Annotated in this window: 18 protein-coding genes; 11 read left to right on the top strand and 7 right to left on the bottom strand. The window is 59.5% G+C overall.

From position 1 onward, the window contains the following. The first annotated feature begins 167 nt into the window (after positions 1-167). The 8 genes from RS75_RS02090 (at position 168) to RS75_RS02125 (ending at position 8,710) form a co-directional block, all read left to right on the top strand. On the top strand, positions 168-1,337 hold the full coding sequence (locus tag RS75_RS02090; protein ID WP_045016876.1) for an LptF/LptG family permease: 1,170 nt from the start codon (positions 168-170) through the stop codon (positions 1,335-1,337). Next, positions 1,334-2,422 (top strand): LPS export ABC transporter permease LptG, encoded by a 1,089-nt coding sequence (lptG, locus tag RS75_RS02095; RefSeq protein WP_045016878.1) that lies wholly within the window; start codon positions 1,334-1,336, stop codon positions 2,420-2,422. The genes RS75_RS02090 and lptG overlap by 4 nt, the downstream gene beginning before the upstream one ends. Beyond that, the gene (locus RS75_RS02100; protein ID WP_045016880.1) at positions 2,422-4,803 is read left to right on the top strand and encodes an LPS-assembly protein LptD; all 2,382 of its coding nucleotides are present in this window, start codon (positions 2,422-2,424) and stop codon (positions 4,801-4,803) included. The genes lptG and RS75_RS02100 overlap by 1 nt, the downstream gene beginning before the upstream one ends. Positions 4,804-5,102: 299 nt before the next feature. Further along, on the top strand, positions 5,103-6,050 hold the full coding sequence (locus RS75_RS02105) for a SurA N-terminal domain-containing protein (RefSeq protein WP_045016881.1): 948 nt from the start codon (positions 5,103-5,105) through the stop codon (positions 6,048-6,050). A 20-nt stretch (positions 6,051-6,070) separates the two neighbouring features. Continuing rightward, positions 6,071-7,093, top strand: a complete 1,023-nt coding sequence (gene pdxA, locus RS75_RS02110) for a 4-hydroxythreonine-4-phosphate dehydrogenase PdxA (protein ID WP_045016884.1) — start codon at positions 6,071-6,073, stop codon at positions 7,091-7,093. Continuing rightward, positions 7,093-7,923 (top strand): 16S rRNA (adenine(1518)-N(6)/adenine(1519)-N(6))-dimethyltransferase RsmA, encoded by an 831-nt coding sequence (gene rsmA / locus RS75_RS02115; RefSeq protein WP_045016886.1) that lies wholly within the window; start codon positions 7,093-7,095, stop codon positions 7,921-7,923. The genes pdxA and rsmA overlap by 1 nt, the downstream gene beginning before the upstream one ends. A gap of 90 nt (positions 7,924-8,013) precedes the next feature. Then, a complete protein-coding gene (locus tag RS75_RS02120; protein ID WP_045015831.1) occupies positions 8,014-8,268 on the top strand; it encodes a type II toxin-antitoxin system Phd/YefM family antitoxin in 255 nt (84 codons plus the stop codon). After that, positions 8,261-8,710 (top strand): type II toxin-antitoxin system VapC family toxin, encoded by a 450-nt coding sequence (locus tag RS75_RS02125; protein ID WP_045016888.1) that lies wholly within the window; start codon positions 8,261-8,263, stop codon positions 8,708-8,710. The genes RS75_RS02120 and RS75_RS02125 overlap by 8 nt, the downstream gene beginning before the upstream one ends. A 14-nt stretch (positions 8,711-8,724) precedes the next feature. Here the strand turns inward: RS75_RS02125 and gmk are convergent, their stop codons facing one another. The 7 genes from gmk to fabD form a co-directional block, all read right to left on the bottom strand. Beyond that, complete coding sequence (gmk, locus tag RS75_RS02130) at positions 8,725-9,390, bottom strand: guanylate kinase (RefSeq protein WP_045016890.1); 666 nt, start codon at positions 9,388-9,390, stop codon at positions 8,725-8,727. A 4-nt stretch (positions 9,391-9,394) separates the two neighbouring features. Next, complete coding sequence (locus tag RS75_RS02135; RefSeq protein WP_045016892.1) at positions 9,395-10,282, bottom strand: YicC/YloC family endoribonuclease; 888 nt, start codon at positions 10,280-10,282, stop codon at positions 9,395-9,397. Positions 10,283-10,349: 67 nt separating this feature from the next. Then, positions 10,350-11,570 carry an endolytic transglycosylase MltG gene (mltG, locus tag RS75_RS02140; RefSeq protein WP_045016894.1) on the bottom strand — a complete coding sequence of 407 codons (1,221 nt, stop codon included), beginning with the start codon at positions 11,568-11,570 and terminating at the stop codon, positions 10,350-10,352. A 367-nt stretch (positions 11,571-11,937) separates the two neighbouring features. After that, positions 11,938-13,200 (bottom strand): beta-ketoacyl-ACP synthase II, encoded by a 1,263-nt coding sequence (gene fabF / locus RS75_RS02145; RefSeq protein WP_045017301.1) that lies wholly within the window; start codon positions 13,198-13,200, stop codon positions 11,938-11,940. 165 nt (positions 13,201-13,365) lie between these two features. Continuing rightward, positions 13,366-13,602: an acyl carrier protein gene (locus RS75_RS02150; RefSeq protein WP_003502080.1), complete on the bottom strand. Its 237-nt coding sequence runs from the start codon at positions 13,600-13,602 to the stop codon at positions 13,366-13,368. A 351-nt stretch (positions 13,603-13,953) separates the two neighbouring features. Beyond that, positions 13,954-14,691, bottom strand: coding sequence for a 3-oxoacyl-[acyl-carrier-protein] reductase (gene fabG / locus RS75_RS02155; RefSeq protein ID WP_045016896.1), 738 nt, complete (start codon positions 14,689-14,691; stop codon positions 13,954-13,956). Positions 14,692-14,853: 162 nt separating this feature from the next. Further along, positions 14,854-15,798, bottom strand: a complete 945-nt coding sequence (fabD, locus tag RS75_RS02160) for an ACP S-malonyltransferase (RefSeq protein WP_045017304.1) — start codon at positions 15,796-15,798, stop codon at positions 14,854-14,856. A gap of 223 nt (positions 15,799-16,021) precedes the next feature. On the opposite strand from fabD, the gene RS75_RS02165 reads away from it, so the two are divergent. The 3 genes from RS75_RS02165 (at position 16,022) to rpsR (ending at position 18,080) form a co-directional block, all read left to right on the top strand. Then, positions 16,022-17,065 carry an aldo/keto reductase gene (locus RS75_RS02165; protein WP_045016898.1) on the top strand — a complete coding sequence of 348 codons (1,044 nt, stop codon included), beginning with the start codon at positions 16,022-16,024 and terminating at the stop codon, positions 17,063-17,065. 291 nt (positions 17,066-17,356) lie between these two features. After that, on the top strand, positions 17,357-17,818 hold the full coding sequence (gene rpsF / locus RS75_RS02170) for a 30S ribosomal protein S6 (protein ID WP_045016900.1): 462 nt from the start codon (positions 17,357-17,359) through the stop codon (positions 17,816-17,818). A gap of 13 nt (positions 17,819-17,831) precedes the next feature. Then, positions 17,832-18,080: a 30S ribosomal protein S18 gene (gene rpsR, locus RS75_RS02175; protein WP_003496832.1), complete on the top strand. Its 249-nt coding sequence runs from the start codon at positions 17,832-17,834 to the stop codon at positions 18,078-18,080. The last annotated feature ends 98 nt before the right edge of the window (positions 18,081-18,178 follow it).

The raw sequence follows: 18,178 nt of genomic DNA on the forward strand, positions 1-18,178 counted from the left end.
CGTCATGAAACTGACAGCTTGTTCCACAAAAAGACACAGGCAGTGGAAAAATCGTCGCGCAAAACATATTTGTGAGCGAGCCGGAATAGCCAATTGCAAACGATGCGATTAGATAGGCTGAAATCCGGCGGGCTACCACGCGGAAAAACAATGTCGACAAGGGCAGTATGAAGCTTCTCGAGAACTATATCCTGCGGCGGACAACGCAGATGTTTCTGGTCGCGCTGCTGCCGGTGCTGGCCATCATCTGGACCATCCAGGTTCTCCAGAGAATCAATCTCGTCACCGATACCGGCCAGTCGATGGGCTCCTTCATGGCGCTCGCCACGATGATCCTGCCGACGCTGATCCCTGTCGTCCTGCCTTTCGCCCTCGTCATCGGCATCACCCAGACATTCACGGCGATGAACAACGATTCGGAGCTCGCCATCATCGACGCGGCCGGATCGCCCCGTTCGATCATGTTTCGCCCGGTTCTCATTCTGGCCGCGGTTCTAAGCGCGTTTTCCTTCACCATCACCAACTTCATCGAGCCGCCTGCCCGCAGCTCGGCCCGACAGATGGTGGCGGCTGCCTATGCCGACCTCCTGTCCTCGGTGATCGAGGAAAAGACCTTCCGCGCCGTTCAGGACGGCCTTTACGTGCAGATCGCCCAGCGGCAGGGCCGTATCCTCAAGGGCCTGTTCGTCGCCGACCGCCGCGATCCGAATTTCGATCTCATCTATTACGCCAAGGAAGGCATGATCGATGAAAGCGGCACGTCGCTGACCATGCGCGACGGCGAGGTGCAGCAGAAGACGCCCGATGGCAAGGTATCGGTGGTCAAGTTCCTGTCCTACGCTTTCGACCTTTCGACCATGTCGGAAAAGCAGGATTCCGAACCGTCGCTTTCTCCGGGCGATGCCAGCCTCGGTTTCCTTCTCTCGCCCGATGAGAACAATGCGAGCTACAAGCGGTCTCCGGAGAGCTTCCGCAGCGAGTTGCACAAGCGCCTCTCGGACTGGATGTTCGCCTTCGCCTTTGCGCTGATCTCGCTGGTCATCGCCGCCGACGCGCGCTCGCATCGCGAAGCGCGCATGCATCCGATGGTCGCAGCACTTGTGACAGCGTTCATGCTGCGCTGGCTCGGTTTTTACGTCACCAATCAGGTCAAGCAGAGCGCGGCGTTCATTCCGCTGGTCTATGCCGTGCCGGGTCTCAGCGGCGGCGCTGCCGCCCTCTTTCTGCTCACCGGCCGCAAGCCGAGAATGCCGAATGTCATCGCGGATGCGGCAGGCCGGATACGCCGTGTTTTCTCCAGCCGGCTGGCGCGCAGCACCGGGAGCGGCAACACGTGATTTTCAACACCCTCGCCCGGTATTTCCTCAAACGATACCTGATCACGGCCATCTGGTTCCTGCTCGGCGTGTCGTCGATCATCTATCTCGCCGATTTCAGCGAGACGGCGCGGCGCATGTCCGGCGTGCCGGGCTATTCGGTGCCGGGCGCGCTCGGCCTGACCGCGCTTCGCCTGCCGCTGATCCTGCAGCAGACCGTTCCTTTCATCGCCCTCTTCGTCGGCATGACGACGCTGATCTCGCTCAACCGGCGTTACGAGCTGGTTGTCACGCGCGCGGCGGGCGTCTCCGCCTGGCAATTCATCCTTCCCTTCGTTTTCGGAGCGGTCATTCTCGGCGTCCTCTCCGTCGTCGTCCTCAACCCTATCGCGGCATGGGGCCAGAACCGGTCGCTGTCGATGGAGGCCGGCTGGCGTAACGAAGGCAGCGGCGGCCGTCAGCAGGACATCATTCCGTGGATGCGCCAATCAAGCGGCGGCCAGGATACGATCATTGGCGCCAAGAGCTTCGAGGACAATGGCAGGCTGCTTCTCGACGTGGTTCTGATCCACCTCGACAAGGACGGAAACATCGTCTCGCGGCAGGACGTGAAGTCGGCAAAGTTGGAAGATGGTTACTGGCTTCTTAACGGGGTTACGGAAACCCGCGCCGGACATGTGCCAGTTCGGCAAGAGAGCACGCGGATCAGTACCAATCTGAGACGAGAATTCGTCCAGGAACGTATGACGCAGACGGAAACCGTTGCTTTCTTTGATCTTTCCCACAAGATCGAAGTTGCAAAGTCTTTTGGACTGTCTTCAAAAGCGCTTGAGACGCAGTATCATTTCCTGCTATCGACGCCCCTGCTTCTGGTTGCGATGACCTTGATCGCCGCGACCGTTTCATTAAAGTTCAGCCGCTTCGCCCAATCGCGCTCCGTGATTCTGGGTGGAATCGTTTCCGGCTTCGTGCTTTATGTAGTAACCGTGCTCGTAAGGGCATTCGGGAGTGGTGGCGTTGTCCCTCCCACCGTCGCGGTCTGGGTTCCAGTCGTCGTGGCGTTGGCTTTGGGGGCAACCATTCTGCTTCATCAGGAGGACGGCTAGTGGCGGTATATGACCGCGGGAATATCAGGCGGCTTTGGACGGCCCTTCTGACAGGTGCCGCTGTGTGCGCATATTTGGCATCCAGCCCGGTCGCTTTCGGCCAGGGTGGCTTGCTTGCGCCCGGAAGCCAAGACGATTCGAAACTCCTGCTTACGGCAAATGAACTGACCTATAATCGCGACGCCCAGCGCGTCATCGCGAAGGGCGTGGTTCGCATGCACTATTCGGGCTACCGCATGGTGGCCCAGCAAGTGGAATATAATCAGCAGACCGGCCGCGTGATCGCCCATGGCAATATCGAACTGATAGAGCCAGGCGGCAACAAGATCTATGCCGACGAGATGGATGTCACCGACGATTTCGGTCAGGGCTTCGTCAATGCGCTGCGCGTCGAGACCCCGGACAATACCCGCATTGCGGGCGAGAGCGCCGAACGGCTCGAAGGCGACCGGATGGTCCTCAACAACGGCGTCTATACCGCCTGTTTGCCCTGCGCCGAGCGCCCCGAAAAGGCGCCCCTGTGGCAGGTGAAAGCGGAGCGCGTCATTCAGGATGGAAAGACCCATACGATCCGGCTCGAAAAAGCGCGTCTGCAGCTTTTCGGCCATTCGATCGCTTATGTGCCGTTCCTGACCGTTCCTGATAATACGGTAAAGCGGAAGTCGGGTTTCCTGTTCCCGCAGATGAGCATTACCAGCAATCTCGGTTTCGGCATCGGTGTGCCCTATTTCCAGGTTCTTTCCGACACATCGGATGTAACCGTCACGCCGACCTATTACACGACGCAGGGTCTGCTTCTGCAGGCGGAATTGCGTCAGCGCTTCGAGACCGGCATGCATACGCTGACGATTGCCGGCATCAGCCAGCAATCCTCCGATACGTTTACCGCTGGCACCAGCGACGCGCTGAACGACGAGCGCGGCATGATCGCGAGCAAGGGCAACTTCAGCATCAATCCGCGTTGGGCGTTCGGCTGGGACGCTATGGTGCAGACGGACAACAACTTTTCGCGCACCTATAATCTGAAGGGCTATAAAAACGACGTCCAGACCAACCAGATCTATCTGAGCGGCATGGGCGAGCGAAACAGCTTCGATGCCCGCGGTTATTATTTCAACGTTCAGGATACGGACAATTCCGAACTCAAGGAACGCAAGCAGGCGATCGTCCATCCGGTGATGGATTACCGCTACTTCGTGCCGGATCCGATTTATGGCGGCGAACTTTCGCTGACGACCAACTTCACCAGCATCACCCGCGTGACGCAGGATTCCTATGCGATGGGCGGCTATCCCCGCTTCAACGGACTTGAAGGCGACTATACGCGTCTTTCCACCGAAGCCGAGTGGAAGCGCACCTTCACGATGGACAGCGGCCTGCAGATCACACCGATCCTTGCGGCGCGCGGCGACGCGCTCTGGACGGACATGTCTCCGGCAAGCTTCACCTCGGGTGGCACTTCCTATGCCTATGACGGCATGATGCGTGACGATGCGACGTTGCGCGGCATGGTGACAGGCGGGATCGAAGTGCGTTACCCTTGGCTCTTCACGGCGCTGAACAGCAGCCATGTGATCGAGCCGATCGCGCAGATATTCGTGCGTCCGAACGAGCAATATGCCGGTCGTTTCCCCAACGAGGATGCGCAGGCTTTCGTGTTCGATGCGACCAATCTGTTCGAGCGCGACAAGTTCTCCGGTTTCGACCGGATCGAGGGCGGCACACGCGCGAATATCGGCTTCCGCTATAACGGCACGTTCGACAATGGCTACGGCATTCGCGCCATTGCCGGCCAGTCGTTCCATCTGGCGGGCGACAACTCTTTCGCCTCCTACGATCTCGTCAATGCCGGCGCCGATTCCGGCCTCGAATCCGACCGTTCGGATTACGTCGCCATGGCTGCTTTCGATGCACCGATCGGCCTGTCGCTTTCGTCCAGCATCCGTCTCGACAAGGACGATTTCGACATCAACCGGTCGGAAACGGGCATCAGCTATTCGGATCGCCGCATCACGGGCAAGCTCAGCTATACGCAGGTCAAGGAACAGCCGAAATACGGCTACAACGAAGACCGCGATATCGTTCAGGCCTCCGGTTCGCTGCGCATGGACGACAACTGGTCGCTGTTCGGCTCGATCAACTACGATCTGAACGGAAAATTTGCCGCCGAGCGCCGTATTGGCATCGCCTATCAGGATGAATGCACGATCTTGACGGTCAGCTATTCCGACGAGGGCAATATCAATTCCAGCCGCCAGGCCGCCAATGACTGGTCGGTCAATGCCCGACTGGCGTTCCGTACGCTCGGCGATGTCAGCGTCGGTTCTGCAAACGAGGACTGGGCCGACATGGATATCGGCTGGAAGCCGAACAATTACTGAGTTTAAAGGCAGGCCCACAGCATCACGGCCTGCCTTTTTGCTATTCGAACAGTAAAAGTCACGGTTTTGCCGCAACATCGCGCCAGTGTCCTGCCGGTGTAAAAACCGTATCGGGTTTTCTTTCAACAGACCGACATTGCCGTTTTGCAGATCGCGATGATATATACGTGGCAAATTCGCGGTGCGGATGGACAAATGTGGGTCTGAAAGACCAAGGGTGCGGAATTACTCCCCATCGCCAGACAGAACAGATTGCCGGGACGGGGAACAGGACCCTGCCCGACGAAAGGGAGAAGGATATGATGAATTTCGGAAAGACGGCTTTGCGTGGCGCTGCGTTCGCCTTTGCGATATTCGCCGTTCCCATGGCCGTTCTGCCCTATACCGGCCAGGCCCTCGCCGACAGCACGGTCAAGATCGTCGTCAACAAGACCCCCATCACCAATGACGATATTGCAAAGCGTGTCGCCTTTCTGAAATTGCAGCGCCAGTCGGGCAATCTCAACGAAAAGGCGCGCGAGCAGCTGGTCGACGAGGCGCTGAAACGCGAGGAAATCGGCCGGGTGAAAATGTCTGTCAGCACCGAAGAAGTCGATGCGGCTTTCGCGCGCTTTGCCGGCAACAACAAGATGAAACCGGAGCAGCTGTCGCAGGTCCTTTCCAAGGCCGGTGTCGGCGCCGATCATTTCAAATCCTTCATCGCCGTGCAGATGAGCTGGCCGCGTCTCGTGAACGCCCGTTACGGCGCGCGCGGCAAGATGTCGACGCAGGATCTCGTCACCCGCCTGAAAGAGCGCGGCGACAAGCCGGTCGTGACGGAATATTTCCTGCAGCAGGTGATCTTCGTCATCCCCGAATCGAAGCGCAACGCCATTACCGGCAAGCGCAAGGCCGAGGCTGAAGCCTCGCGCAAGCGTTATCCCGGCTGCGAGCAGGCCATGACCTTCGCCGCGACCATGCGCGACGTCGCGATCAAGGATCTCGGCCGGATGCTGGCGCCTGAGCTGCCGGATGACTGGAAGGCGCTGGTGGAAAAGACCAAGGAAGGCGGCACCACCGGAACGCGCGTGACCGAGAAGGGCGTCGAATATCTGGCGATCTGCAAGCAGCGTCAGGTTTCGGACGACTATGCGGCGGAAATGGTGTTCAAGTCCGAAGACCTGATGAAGGCCAAGGACGGCGAGAACCCCAACGAAAAGAAATATATGGATGAACTGCGCAAGAAGGCGCAGATCGTCAACACCTGATACGAGAGCCCGGCCTTTCCGTGACACATGCATCCCTGCCGCTTGCCCTGACACAGGGAGACCCAGCCGGTATCGGCCCCGATATCGCCATCGCCGCCTGGGCCAGACGCCGGGAGAACGGCGTAGCGCCCTTCATCTTCATCGGTGATCCCGATGTGGTGGCGAGCCGTGCGGCGCTGATCGGTATCCCGGTCAATATCGAGACCTGCAATCCAGCGGACGCCGTCGGCCTGTTCGACCGTGCTTTTCCCGTCCTTCCCCTTCCCGTCGGGTTTGAGGTTCAGGCGGGCCAGCCGCATGTCGGAGCCGCCCATGCGACAATCAAGGCGATCGAAACCGCCGTTGCCTTGACTGTCGAGGGCAAGACTTCCGCCGTCGTCACCAATCCGATTGCGAAATCCGTGCTTTACGAAGCGGGCTTCGGTTTCCCCGGCCACACGGAATTTCTCGCCGATCTGGCCTTGCGCCTAACCGGCAAGCAGGTAACGCCGGTGATGATGATTGCCGGACCCAAGGTCCGTGTCGTGCCGGTGACGATCCATATTCCCCTGAAAGACGTGCCAGCGGCACTGACGGAAGAGCTGATCGTTGCGACCTGCCGCATCATCGATGCGGATCTCCGGCAGAAATTCGGCATTGAGGCGCCGCGTCTGGCTGTTGCCGGGCTTAATCCGCATGCGGGTGAAGACGGCGCGCTCGGGATCGAGGACCGCGACGTGGTTCACCCCGCGACCATGAGATTGCGGAAAGACGGGATCGACGCTTTCGGTCCCCTGCCCGCCGATACGATGTTTCACGATGCCGCCCGCAGGCGCTACGATGTCGCCGTGTGCATGTATCACGATCAGGCGCTCATCCCGGCCAAGGCGCTCGGCTTTGATGATTCCGTCAATGTCACGCTCGGTCTGCCCTTCATCCGCACCTCGCCCGACCACGGCACCGCCTTCGGCATTGCCGGCCAGGGCATTGCCAGCGAGACCAGCCTTGTCGCCGCACTGAAGATGGCGGCGGAGATTTCCCTTCGCAGCAAGGTCAACACATAATGGCCGCAATAGATGGACTGCCGCCGCTGCGCGATGTCATCCAGCGCCACGGGCTCGATGCGAAGAAGTCGCTCGGGCAGAATTTCCTGTTCGATCTCAATCTCACCCAGAAGATCGCCAGAACGGCCGGACCGCTCGAAGGCGTCACGGTGATAGAGGTCGGCCCCGGTCCCGGTGGCCTTACCCGCGCCATTCTTTCGCTCGGCGCCAAGAAGGTGATCGCCATTGAGCGGGACAGCCGCTGCCTGCCTGCGCTGGCGGAAATCGAAGCGCATTATCCCGGACGTCTCGAAGTCATCGAGGGCGATGCGCTGAAGACCGATTTCGAGGCTCTGGTTCCGGCCGGCGAGCCTGTGCGGATCATCGCCAACCTGCCTTACAATGTCGGCACGCAATTACTGGTCAACTGGCTGCTGCCGAAGGAATGGCCGCCCTTCTGGCTCTCCATGACGCTGATGTTCCAGAAGGAAGTCGGCCAGCGCATCGTGGCGGAAGAAGGCGACAACCATTACGGTCGCCTCGGCGTTCTCACCGGCTGGCGCACGGTATCGGAAATGGCCTTCGACGTCCCGCCGCAAGCCTTCAGCCCGCCGCCTAAGGTCACCTCGACCGTCGTGCACCTGCTGCCGAGGGAAAAGCCGTTGCCCTGCGATGCCTCCAAGCTCGAAAAGGTAACGGAAGCCGCCTTCGGCCAGCGCCGCAAGATGCTGCGCCAGAGCGTGAAGAGCCTCGGGGGTGAAACCCTGCTGGAAAAAGCGGGCATCGACGCGACACGACGGGCGGAAACGCTCTCGGTCGAGGAATTCGTGACGCTGGCCAATTGCCTGTAAGGTCAGGTTGGGCAGACGGTTACGACATCGGTTGCTTGCAAGCCTGCGGTCTACTATTGTGTCCATATATGGTCATTTTTGGAGGCAGACATGTCGAGCATGAGCGTCGCCGAAGCAAAAGCCGGTTTTGCCACACTGATTGATGAAGCAGCGAAAGGCGAGTTCGTGACGATCACACGTCACGGCAAACCGGCCGCGGTGCTCGTTTCCGTTGAGGCGGCCGAAGCCGCAAAAAAGGCGCTGAAGACGCCGCGCCCCAATTTCGGGGATTTTCTGCTGACCTATCCAGGCGGTGTGGATTTGGCGCGCAATCCATCGACCATGCGGGAAATCGATTTTGAGTAACGGCTTTCTGCTCGATACCAATATCATATCCCGGCTTGCCCCCGACAAACCTACACCCTCCGAAGCCACCCGCGCATGGTTCCATGTGCAAGGCGAGGCCTATGCACTTTATCTGTCAGCAATGACCGTTGCGGAAATCCAAAAGGGAATAGGATATCTTGATCGCAAAGGCGCGGTCGGTCGCGCCAAACGACTGAATGACTGGTTAAACGCGCTGACCGAAAACTTCGGGGATCGAATACTACCAATGGATATCGTGGTTGCCCGTATAGCGGGCGCGATGGAAGATATGGCAAACAGCAAAGGCCGTCATCCCGGGCTTGGCGACCTGATCATTGCCGCCACCGCTCAGGTCTATAGTCTGACTGTCATAACCGAAAACTTGAAGCACTTCCTTCCGTTGGGAATTCAAGTCGATTTGCCGTCGTCACTCCAGAAGTAGAACAAAAACGGTGTTCAGCCGAGCTGCGGCTCTTCCGCAAGCAGTTCGCGCACGAAATCGAACATGCCGTGGCGGCGGTCGCGGCGGACGCGTTCGGCTTTGACGATCGCCTCGACGGCTTCGAAGGCCGCCTGCAGGTCGTCGTTGAGGATGACGTAGTCATAGTCGCGCCAATGCTCGATTTCGGCGCGGGAATTGATGAGCCGAGTCTGGATAACGGCTTCGGTGTCTTCGGCGCGGCGGTGCAGGCGCGATTGCAGTTCGGTCATGGTCGGCGGCAGGATGAAGATCGAAACGACATCCGCCTTCATCTTGTCCTGAAGCTGCTCGGCGCCCTGCCAGTCGATGTCGAACAGCATGTCGCGTCCGGCCGCCATCGCCACTTCCACCGGCTCGCGCGGCGTGCCGTAAAAATTGCCGTGAACCTCGGCCCACTCCAGAAGCTCGTCACTGTCACGCAGACGCTCGAAGTCGCGTTTGGAAATGAAGTGATAGTGGATGCCTTCGATCTCGCTCTGCCGGCGCGGACGCGTTGTCACGCTGACGGACAGGCTGATATTCTTGTCCTTGTCGAGCAGGTTGCGCGCGATCGTGGATTTGCCCGCGCCCGATGGCGATGAAATCACCAGCATCAGCCCTCTGCGGGCAATCGTAACAGGGGAATTGTTCACCGGGGCCATGGGTCTACTCCAGATTTTGGACCTGCTCGCGGAACTGGTCGATAACCACTTTCAGCTCTATGCCTGCTGCGGTTACCGCACTGGCGTTCGATTTGGAACAGATTGTATTCGACTCGCGGTTAAATTCCTGTGCAAGAAAATCGAGCTTGCGCCCGACCGGCCCGCCATTGGCCAAAAGCTCGCGCGACGCCTCGACATGGGCGCGCAGCCGGTCGACCTCTTCGCGCAGATCCGCCTTGGTGGCGATCAGCGCCGCCTCGGCGTGAAGACGGTCACGATCCAGCCCGTGCATGCCCTCACCGATGAGGGCGATCTGCTGGGCAAGCCTTGCGGCAATCTGTTCCGGCTGGCGGGAGGGATCGCTCTCGATAAGGCCAGCAAGTTGCTCGATCCTGTCGATCTGGCCGGACAGGATGGCAAACAGCGAAGCCCCTTCCCGCTCGCGCATGTCCTTCAGCTTCTCGACGGCGACGGCAAAGCCGGCAAGCACATCGGCGTTGCGTGCGGCCTGTGCCTGCGCATCATCTTCCGCCTCGCGAAAATCGACCAGCCCACGCAGCGACAGCAGCGTATCGAAGCTCAGTGGCTTGTCGTCGACGACGCCGACAAGTTCTTGCTTGAGAGCCAGAACAGCGGCGAGAGCATCGCGGTTGATCACCGCCTCCAACCGGTTTTCCGCAATCGCCAGCGTCAAGCCCGCCTGAACATTGCCGCGGGAAAAATGTCCGCCCGCGATTTCCCGCAGGCCCGTCTCCAGCGCTTCCAGACCGGTGGGCAGACGCAGGCGCACATCGAGCCCCTTGCCGTTCACCGAGCGTAATTCCCACGCCCAGCGGTAACGGCCGGACGTTCCCTCGCTGCGCGCGAACCCGGTCATCGATTGCAATGTCATATTCAGAAAGCCCCCTCATGCCGTGCAAAAAACCGGGCCTTGTGATGACAAGGCCCGGTCAGGATTATCAGTTATTGGCCGGTTTTTCCGCTTCCGCGCCGCCGGGTTGACCATCCACGACGACATCGGGATTGGCGCCTGAAGCCGCCTTTTCCGCCTCTATCTTGCGCCAGCGGCGCACATTGGCGTTGTGCTCGTCCAGCGTCTTTGCAAATACGTGGCCGCCGGTGCCATCGGCGACGAAATATATGTCGTCGGTGCGCCACGGATTGGCAACTGCCTCGAGCGCGGCCCGGCCCGGATTGGCAATGGGAGACGGCGGCAGGCCCTTGATGACATAGGTGTTGAACGGCGTCTGCTTTTGCAGGTCCGACTGATAGATCGGCCTGTCGGAAGGCTTGCCGTCGCCGCCGAACAGACCGTAGATGATCGTCGGATCGGATTGCAGGCGCATGCCCTTCTTCAGGCGATTGTAGAAGACCGAGGCGACATGGGCGCGTTCGTCGTCCTTGCCGGTTTCCTTTTCGACGATCGAGGCGAGCGTCACGAATTCCTCGACCGTCTTGATCGGCAGGTCGGGATCACGTCGTTCCCAGATCATGTCGATGAGCTTGTCCTGCGCCGCACTCATCTGGTTGATGATTTCCTCGCGCTTCGTACCACGGGTAAAGCGGTAGGTATCGGGACGAAGGCTGCCTTCCGGCGGTAGGGCTGCGGGCAGTTCGCCATCCAGTATCTCGTCTGCGCCAAGGCGCGCGAACATCTGCTTGACGGTCAGACCTTCGGGCAGCGACACGGAATAAAGGATCGACTTGCCGGATTCCAGCAGCATCATGATGTCCTTCATCGATGCGCCGGCCTTGATCTCGTATTCACCCGCCTTCAGCGTCTGGTCTTTTTGCAGGTAGCTGCCCGTCATCAGGCGGAAGACACGGGCATTGGAGACGACGTCGTTGCGCTCGAGATTATTGGCGATCTCAATCAGGCCTGCGCCATTGCGTACCGTGAAATGCGTATTCGTCTGAAGCGGACCGGGCTCCTGGAACGCGTTGATCATGTAATAGAAAGCCGCAACTGCAAGCACGCAGACGGCAACCGCAAGCGTCATCAGAAAATTCAGGAAGATCACCAGCTGGCCATGGGCCTTGCGGGAGCGCTTGGGCGGAGCCGGCACTTTTTCCGGGCGCAGCGCCTCGGTCGGAGATTTCGGGATGATCGGGCCGCGATTGCCCTCGCCCGCACCGTCTCGTCCGTATGATCCCTGGCTGTTCTGGTTCGTGTCGCTCACCGTCGGTCCTTTTCAGTTCGGCGTTGTCAGCGCTTTTTGCGCAGGTAATGCGGCAAAAACAGGTTCGGAATATCTTCCTGCACCACATAGAGACATCGTGAAGACCTCATTGTCTTCCTTCACGAATCGTCGTTTCCGGCAAAGCCGGTCGGGGAAGCCGTCTGCGGCGGGAGATCCGCCCGCAGCAGGAAACCATTCCGAAACCGGCAAACCGTCTCCTGTAAACGACTACAATATCGGCGCGAAAATCAAAATGGCTTTCGCAAGCCGCAATACGTTCTTCAAAAGAAGAGCGTGCCTTCAGCACCCGGCAGGAGGGAGCCGCATTCGCCTCAGGCAGTTTGCGGCGCCGGGTAGTCTTTGCGATTTAAGCTTCGTAACGGCGCAGCACGAGGGAGGCGTTGGTGCCGCCGAAACCGAAGGAGTTCGACAGGGCGACGTCGACCTGCCTCTTGCGCGCCTTGTGCGGCACCAGATCGATCTTCGTCTCCACGTCGGGATTGTCGAGGTTCAGCGTCGGCGGAACGATGTTGTCGCGGATCGCAAGTGCTGCGAAAATCGCCTCGATCGCACCGGCTGCACCGAGAAGGTGGCCCGTGGCCGATTTGGTCGAGGACATCGAGATTTTCGAAGCCGAATCACCGACAAGCCGCTCGACCGCGCCAAGCTCGATCGTGTCGGCCATGGTGGAGGTGCCGTGGGCGTTGATGTAGTCGATATCAGCAGGCGTCAGGCCGGCGCGCTTCAGCGCCATCACCATGCAGCGATATGCGCCATCGCCATCCTCGGACGGAGCCGTGATGTGGTAGGCATCGCCGGAAAGGCCGTAACCGACGACTTCGGCATAGATCTTCGCGCCGCGCGCCTTGGCATGTTCCAGTTCTTCCAGAACGACGATGCCGGCGCCTTCGCCCATGACGAAACCGTCACGGTCGCGGTCATAGGGGCGGGACGCCTTTTGCGGATCGTCATTATGCTGGGTGGAAAGCGCCTTGCAGGCGGCAAAGCCGGCAAGCGCAATGCGGCAGACCGGCGATTCGGCACCGCCCGCAACCATGACGTCGGCGTCACCGAACGAGATCATCCGGGCGGCATCGCCAATGGCATGCGCACCGGTCGAGCAGGCCGTCACCACGGCATGGTTCGGCCCGCGCAGCTTGTGGCGGATGGAAACATGGCCGGAAACAAGGTTGATCAGACGGCCGGGAATGAAAAATGGAGAGATGCGGCGCGGGCCCTTGTCGCGCAGCGTGTAACCCGCCTCGACAATACCTTCCAGACCGCCAATGCCGGAGCCGATCAGAACGCCGGTGGCGATCTGGTCCTCGTCCGTTTCAGGATGCCAGCCGGCGTCGGCAAGCGCCATGTCGGCAGCGGCCACACCATAAAGGATGAACGGATCAATCTTGCGCTGCTCTTTGACTTCCATCCAGTCATCGGCATTGAAGGTGCCGTTGGAGCCATCGCCGACGGGAATGCGGCAAGCGATCTTTGCGGGCAAGTCTTCGACTTCGAACTCGGTCACGAGACGGGCGCCGTTCTGGCCGGCCAACAGCCGCTCCCAGGTCACTTCCGTTCCGCATCCAAGAGGAGATACCATGCCGGTACCGGTGATAACGACACGCCTCATCGTCAACGCTCCGCCCTTATCCAAATCATCAGTCTTCTTTGCAGCACCGCGCACCACGAAACGGCGAGGACAAGCGCTGCAATATTGTCGGTCTCACGATAAAATATTGGCCCGGACAAGCCGGGCCAAGACGGGAGGTTATGACACCTCCCCGATACAGGTCGATCAGGCCTGGGCCTTCTCGATGAACTTGACGGCGTCGCCGACAGTCAGGATCGAGTCAGCTGCGTCGTCGGGAATCTCGACGCCGAACTCTTCTTCGAAAGCCATGACGAGTTCAACGGTGTCGAGCGAATCAGCGCCCAGATCGTCAATGAAGCTTGCGCCTTCAACAACTTTGTCGGCGTCGACGCCCAGATGATCAATTACAATTTTCTTTACGCGTTCTGCGATATCGCTCATGTCGGTTTCCTCGACCTTTATTTTGAAGGGAATGCCTTACGGCACCCTGCCCTGTTAGAAGCCCTCATGCGCCGTTCAAATCCGGCACCGCTGGCAAACCCGTTCAACCCGGTCCAAGCTAGACATCGTCGCGCAAAATCGCAACGGCTTCCTGTCTCTCCGGGACGACTGTTCACAGTCTTGGCCCGATTAACACGGTTTCAATCGGTCGAAAAGCCTGAAAACGCGCTAAGCACAACGTATGACAGGCAATTTCGCCGGAAACCGGCATGGAGGGTCTTGCAGCGCCGGGCTACCCAAGAAGGTGCTGAAATAGCGCCGCAATCTTTTCAAGACGTCTTTGAGCCGGCGTCAGATCATCGCCATGCCGCCATTGACGTGCAGGGTCTGCCCGGTCATGTAGGCCGCTTCATTGGAGGCCAGATAAAGAACGGCCGAAGCGACTTCGGCTCCAGTTCCCATACGCTTCATGGGAATGGCGCCCATGATGGCCTCTTTCTGCTTGTCGTTCAGCTTGCCGGTCATGGCGCTTTCGATGAAGCCGGGCGCCACGCAGTTGACGGTGACGTTACGGGTGGCGATTTCCTGCGCCAGCGACTTCGAAAAACCGATCATGCCGGCCTTGGAGGCGCAGTAGTTGGCCTGGCCGGGATTGCCGGTGACGCCGACGATGGAGGTGATGTTGATGATGCGGCCGAAGCGGCGGCGCATCATCGGATGCGTCAGCTCGCGCGTCAGGCGGAACATCGCAGTCAGGTTCACTTCGATGACATTGTCCCAGTCCTCGTCGCTCATGCGCACGAAGAGGCCATCCTTGGTGATGCCGGCATTGTTGACGAGAATATCGACGCCTTCCAGCTCGGCCTCGGCCTTTTCGCCGAGCGCCTTGACCTCGGCGCGATCGGCAAGGTTGGCCGGGAAAATCTTGACGCGATCGCCAAGTTCCGCCGCCAGCGCCTCGAGCTTTTCAACGCGCGTGCCGTGCAGGCCGACGGTGGCGCCCCGGCTGTGCAGGAGGCGGGCGATTTCCTCGCCGATGCCGCCGGTCGCGCCGGTTACGAGAGCCTTGCGGCCTGTCAGATCAAACATGGTCCGTTCCTTCTCCGAAGCATGTCTCCCAAAAATGTGCAGCGGTTTTGGGACAAAGACATGCGTAAAAACAAAATTCAAAGTAATTCCGCAAAAGCCTTTTAGCGGAATTGCTTCGGGAATTACCGTAAAACAAAAGGCCGTTACGGGGAAAGTCCGCTCTCAGCCTATCAGGGTTGCCAGAAGCTGGTCGATATCGGCAGCGCCGTTGACGGCAACGCCGTTCACCGTCTTGTCGATGCGGCGGGCAAGGCCCGTCAGCACCTTGCCGGAACCGATCTCGTAAAGCTGCGTCACATTGTTGGCGGCGAACCATTCCACCGTCTCGCGCCAGCGCACCTGGCCGGTCACCTGCTCGACCAGCAGGGCGGCAATCTCGTTGGCATCGGAAACGGGAACGGCGCGCACATTGGCGATAACAGGCACGATCGGGTTCTTCTTTTCGACAGCCGCCAGCGCTTCGCGCATCGCTTCTGCGGCAGGCGCCATCAGTGCGGAGTGGAAGGGCGCGGAAACCGGCAGCATGATGGCGCGCTTGGCGCCCTTTTCGGAAGCGATCGCCGCAGCCTTTTCGACAGCCGCCTTGCCACCGGAGATAACCAGCTGGCCGCCGCCATTGTCATTGGCGATCTGGCAGACGCCGAGAATGCCGGCTTCTTCGCAAATGCTGGAAACCACATCATGCTCCAGCCCGATGATCGCCGCCATGGCGCCCTCGCCCACAGGTACGGCGGCCTGCATGGCATTGCCACGGATGCGGAGAAGCCGGGCGGTATCGGCAATAGAGAAAGTGCCGGCGGCACAGAGTGCCGAATATTCGCCGAGCGAATGGCCTGCGACATAGGAGACGGCATCGGAGAGCTTGAGACCGCGCGCTTCGAGAACCCGCATGACCGCCATGGACACCGCCATAAGGGCTGGCTGGGCGTTTGCCGTCAGCGTCAGCGTTTCTTCCGGGCCGTTCCACATGATATCGGAAAGTTTCTGGCCAAGCGCCTCATCGACTTCTTCGAAAACCGCGCGCGCCTCGACATAGGTGTCGGCGAGTTCCTTGCCCATGCCGACGGCCTGGCTTCCCTGACCGGGAAATGTGAATGCAATACCCATGGGATGTGGTCCTTCTTTTCTGGCCTTGCCTTTATTCTTTTCGACTTCCATTCACATTCCGGCCTGCGGAGTCAAGGCTTGAGCGCCCCGGCGGCCCTTCCACGAGGCATTGCCTGCCTATTTTCCCCTTAATCTTTAATCATATTTTTTCTTGCACTGCGGCAATTCCCGACTACTTTCATGCCACCTTTCAAACCATCTCGCCAAGCATCGGGACATTTTCATGAAACAGAGACTATTGGGCCGCACGGGTATTTCCGTGTCCGAAATTTGCCTTGGCACGATGACGTGGGGCACGCAGAACACTGAAGCCGAAGCGCATGCGCAGATGGATTACGCCGTCGAAAATGGCGTCAATTTCTTCGATACGGCCGAACTTTACCCTACCACCCCGGTTTCCGCCGAAACGCAGGGACGGACGGAAGACTATATCGGCACATGGTTCGAAAAAACCGGCAAGCGCGATCAGGTCGTGCTCGCCACCAAGGTCGCCGGTTCCGGTCGCGACTATATTCGCGGCGGACGCGATATCGATGCGAGCGCCATCCGCGAGGCAGTGGATACCAGCCTCGCGCGCCTGAAGACGGATTATATCGACCTCTACCAGATCCATTGGCCGAACCGTGGCACCTACCATTTCCGCGGCGCCTGGAGCTTCGATGCTTTCGGTCAGGAAAAAGAACGCACGCTTGCCGAAATCACCGAGAAGCTCGATACGCTCGGCGAACTGGTGAAAGCCGGCAAGATCCGCGCCATCGGCCTTTCCAACGAGAGCGCCTGGGGCACCCAGAAATATATCGATATCGCCGAGGCCCGCGGCCTGCCGCGCGTCGCCACCATCCAGAACGAATATAGCCTGCTCTACCGCACCTTCGATCTCGACATGGCGGAAGTCGCCCATCACGAAGATGTCGGCCTGCTCGCCTATTCGCCGCTGGCGGCGGGGCTGCTCACCGGCAAGTACCAGAACGGCGCACGCCCAGCGGGATCACGCGCAACCATCAATCAGGATCTCGGCGGCCGCCTGCAGCCGCTTCAGGAAGCGCCGGTCAAGGCCTATCTTGAATTGGCCTACAAATACGAGATCGATCCGGCGCACCTCGCGATCGCCTTCTGCCTGACCCGCCCCTTCATGGCTTCGGTCATCATAGGTGCAACGACAATGGAACAGTTGAAGGTGGATATCGCGGCAGCCGATGTGAGCTTGTCCGACGAGGTGCTGACAAGCATCGCGGCGATCCATCGTCAGTATCCGATGCCGATCTGACACCATCACGGCGCGCTTTTTCGCCCCCGGTCCTTGCATTCCAGGCAGAAATGGGTATAAGCGCGCTGTTCACAACACCCGGTCCAATTGGCTGGTGGCTGAACGGAGGGCTGGTTTCGGTAACGAAACAGCAGGAACCATAAGGTTTTTCCGGCCTCCCGTGTCTCCGCTCTCGACCGTCTCGAACAACGCTTTTCTTGCTTTAGGGCTTTACCGCCCATCCAAGAGCAGTCGTTGAGGCTTAGCGCCGTTGCCGGGTGAAGGACGAAACGCAAGAAAGGCAAAGCTTAAATGGCTCTTTACGAACACATCTTCCTTGCCCGGCAGGATATTTCTGCCCAGCAGGTTGACGCACTTGTCGAGCAGTACAAGGGCGTTATCGAATCGTTCGGCGGTAAAGTCGGACGCGTCGAGAACTGGGGTCTGAAGTCCCTTACCTACCGCATCAAGAAGAACCGCAAGGCTCACTACGCTCTCATGGACATCGACGCTCCGGCGCCTGCCATCCATGAAATCGAGCGCCAGATGCGCATCAACGAAGACGTTCTTCGCTACATGACCATCGCCGTCGAAGCCCACGAAGAAGGCCCGTCCGCGATGATGCAGAAGCGCGACCGTGACGACCGTCCGCGCCGCGATGGCGACCGTCCGGACCGTGGCCCGCGTGAAGATCGTGGTCCCCGTCCGCCGCGCGAAGGTGGCTTCGGCGACCGCGAAGACCGTCCGCGCCGTCCGCGCGAAGACCGTGCATAAGGAGAATTGACCAATGGCTGATACATCCTCTTCCCAGGCACGCCGCCCGTTCCACCGCCGTCGCAAGACGTGCCCCTTCTCCGGCGCAAACGCTCCGAAGATCGACTACAAGGACGTTCGTCTTCTGCAGCGCTACATTTCCGAGCGCGGCAAGATCGTTCCTTCCCGCATCACGGCCGTTTCCCAGAAGAAGCAGCGCGAACTCGCCCAGGCGATCAAGCGCGCGCGTTTCCTCGGCCTGCTGCCTTACGTCGTAGCGTAATGATTTGAAGCGAGGCTGCGTTTTGCACGCGGCCTCGTTTTTCTCAATCCACTGACTCTTAATCAGCGGGTCGAAAATTACTGATCCTTCCGCGTTGG

The organism is Rhizobium nepotum 39/7, from assembly GCF_000949865.1.
GTDB classification, from domain to species: domain Bacteria; phylum Pseudomonadota; class Alphaproteobacteria; order Rhizobiales; family Rhizobiaceae; genus Agrobacterium; species Agrobacterium nepotum.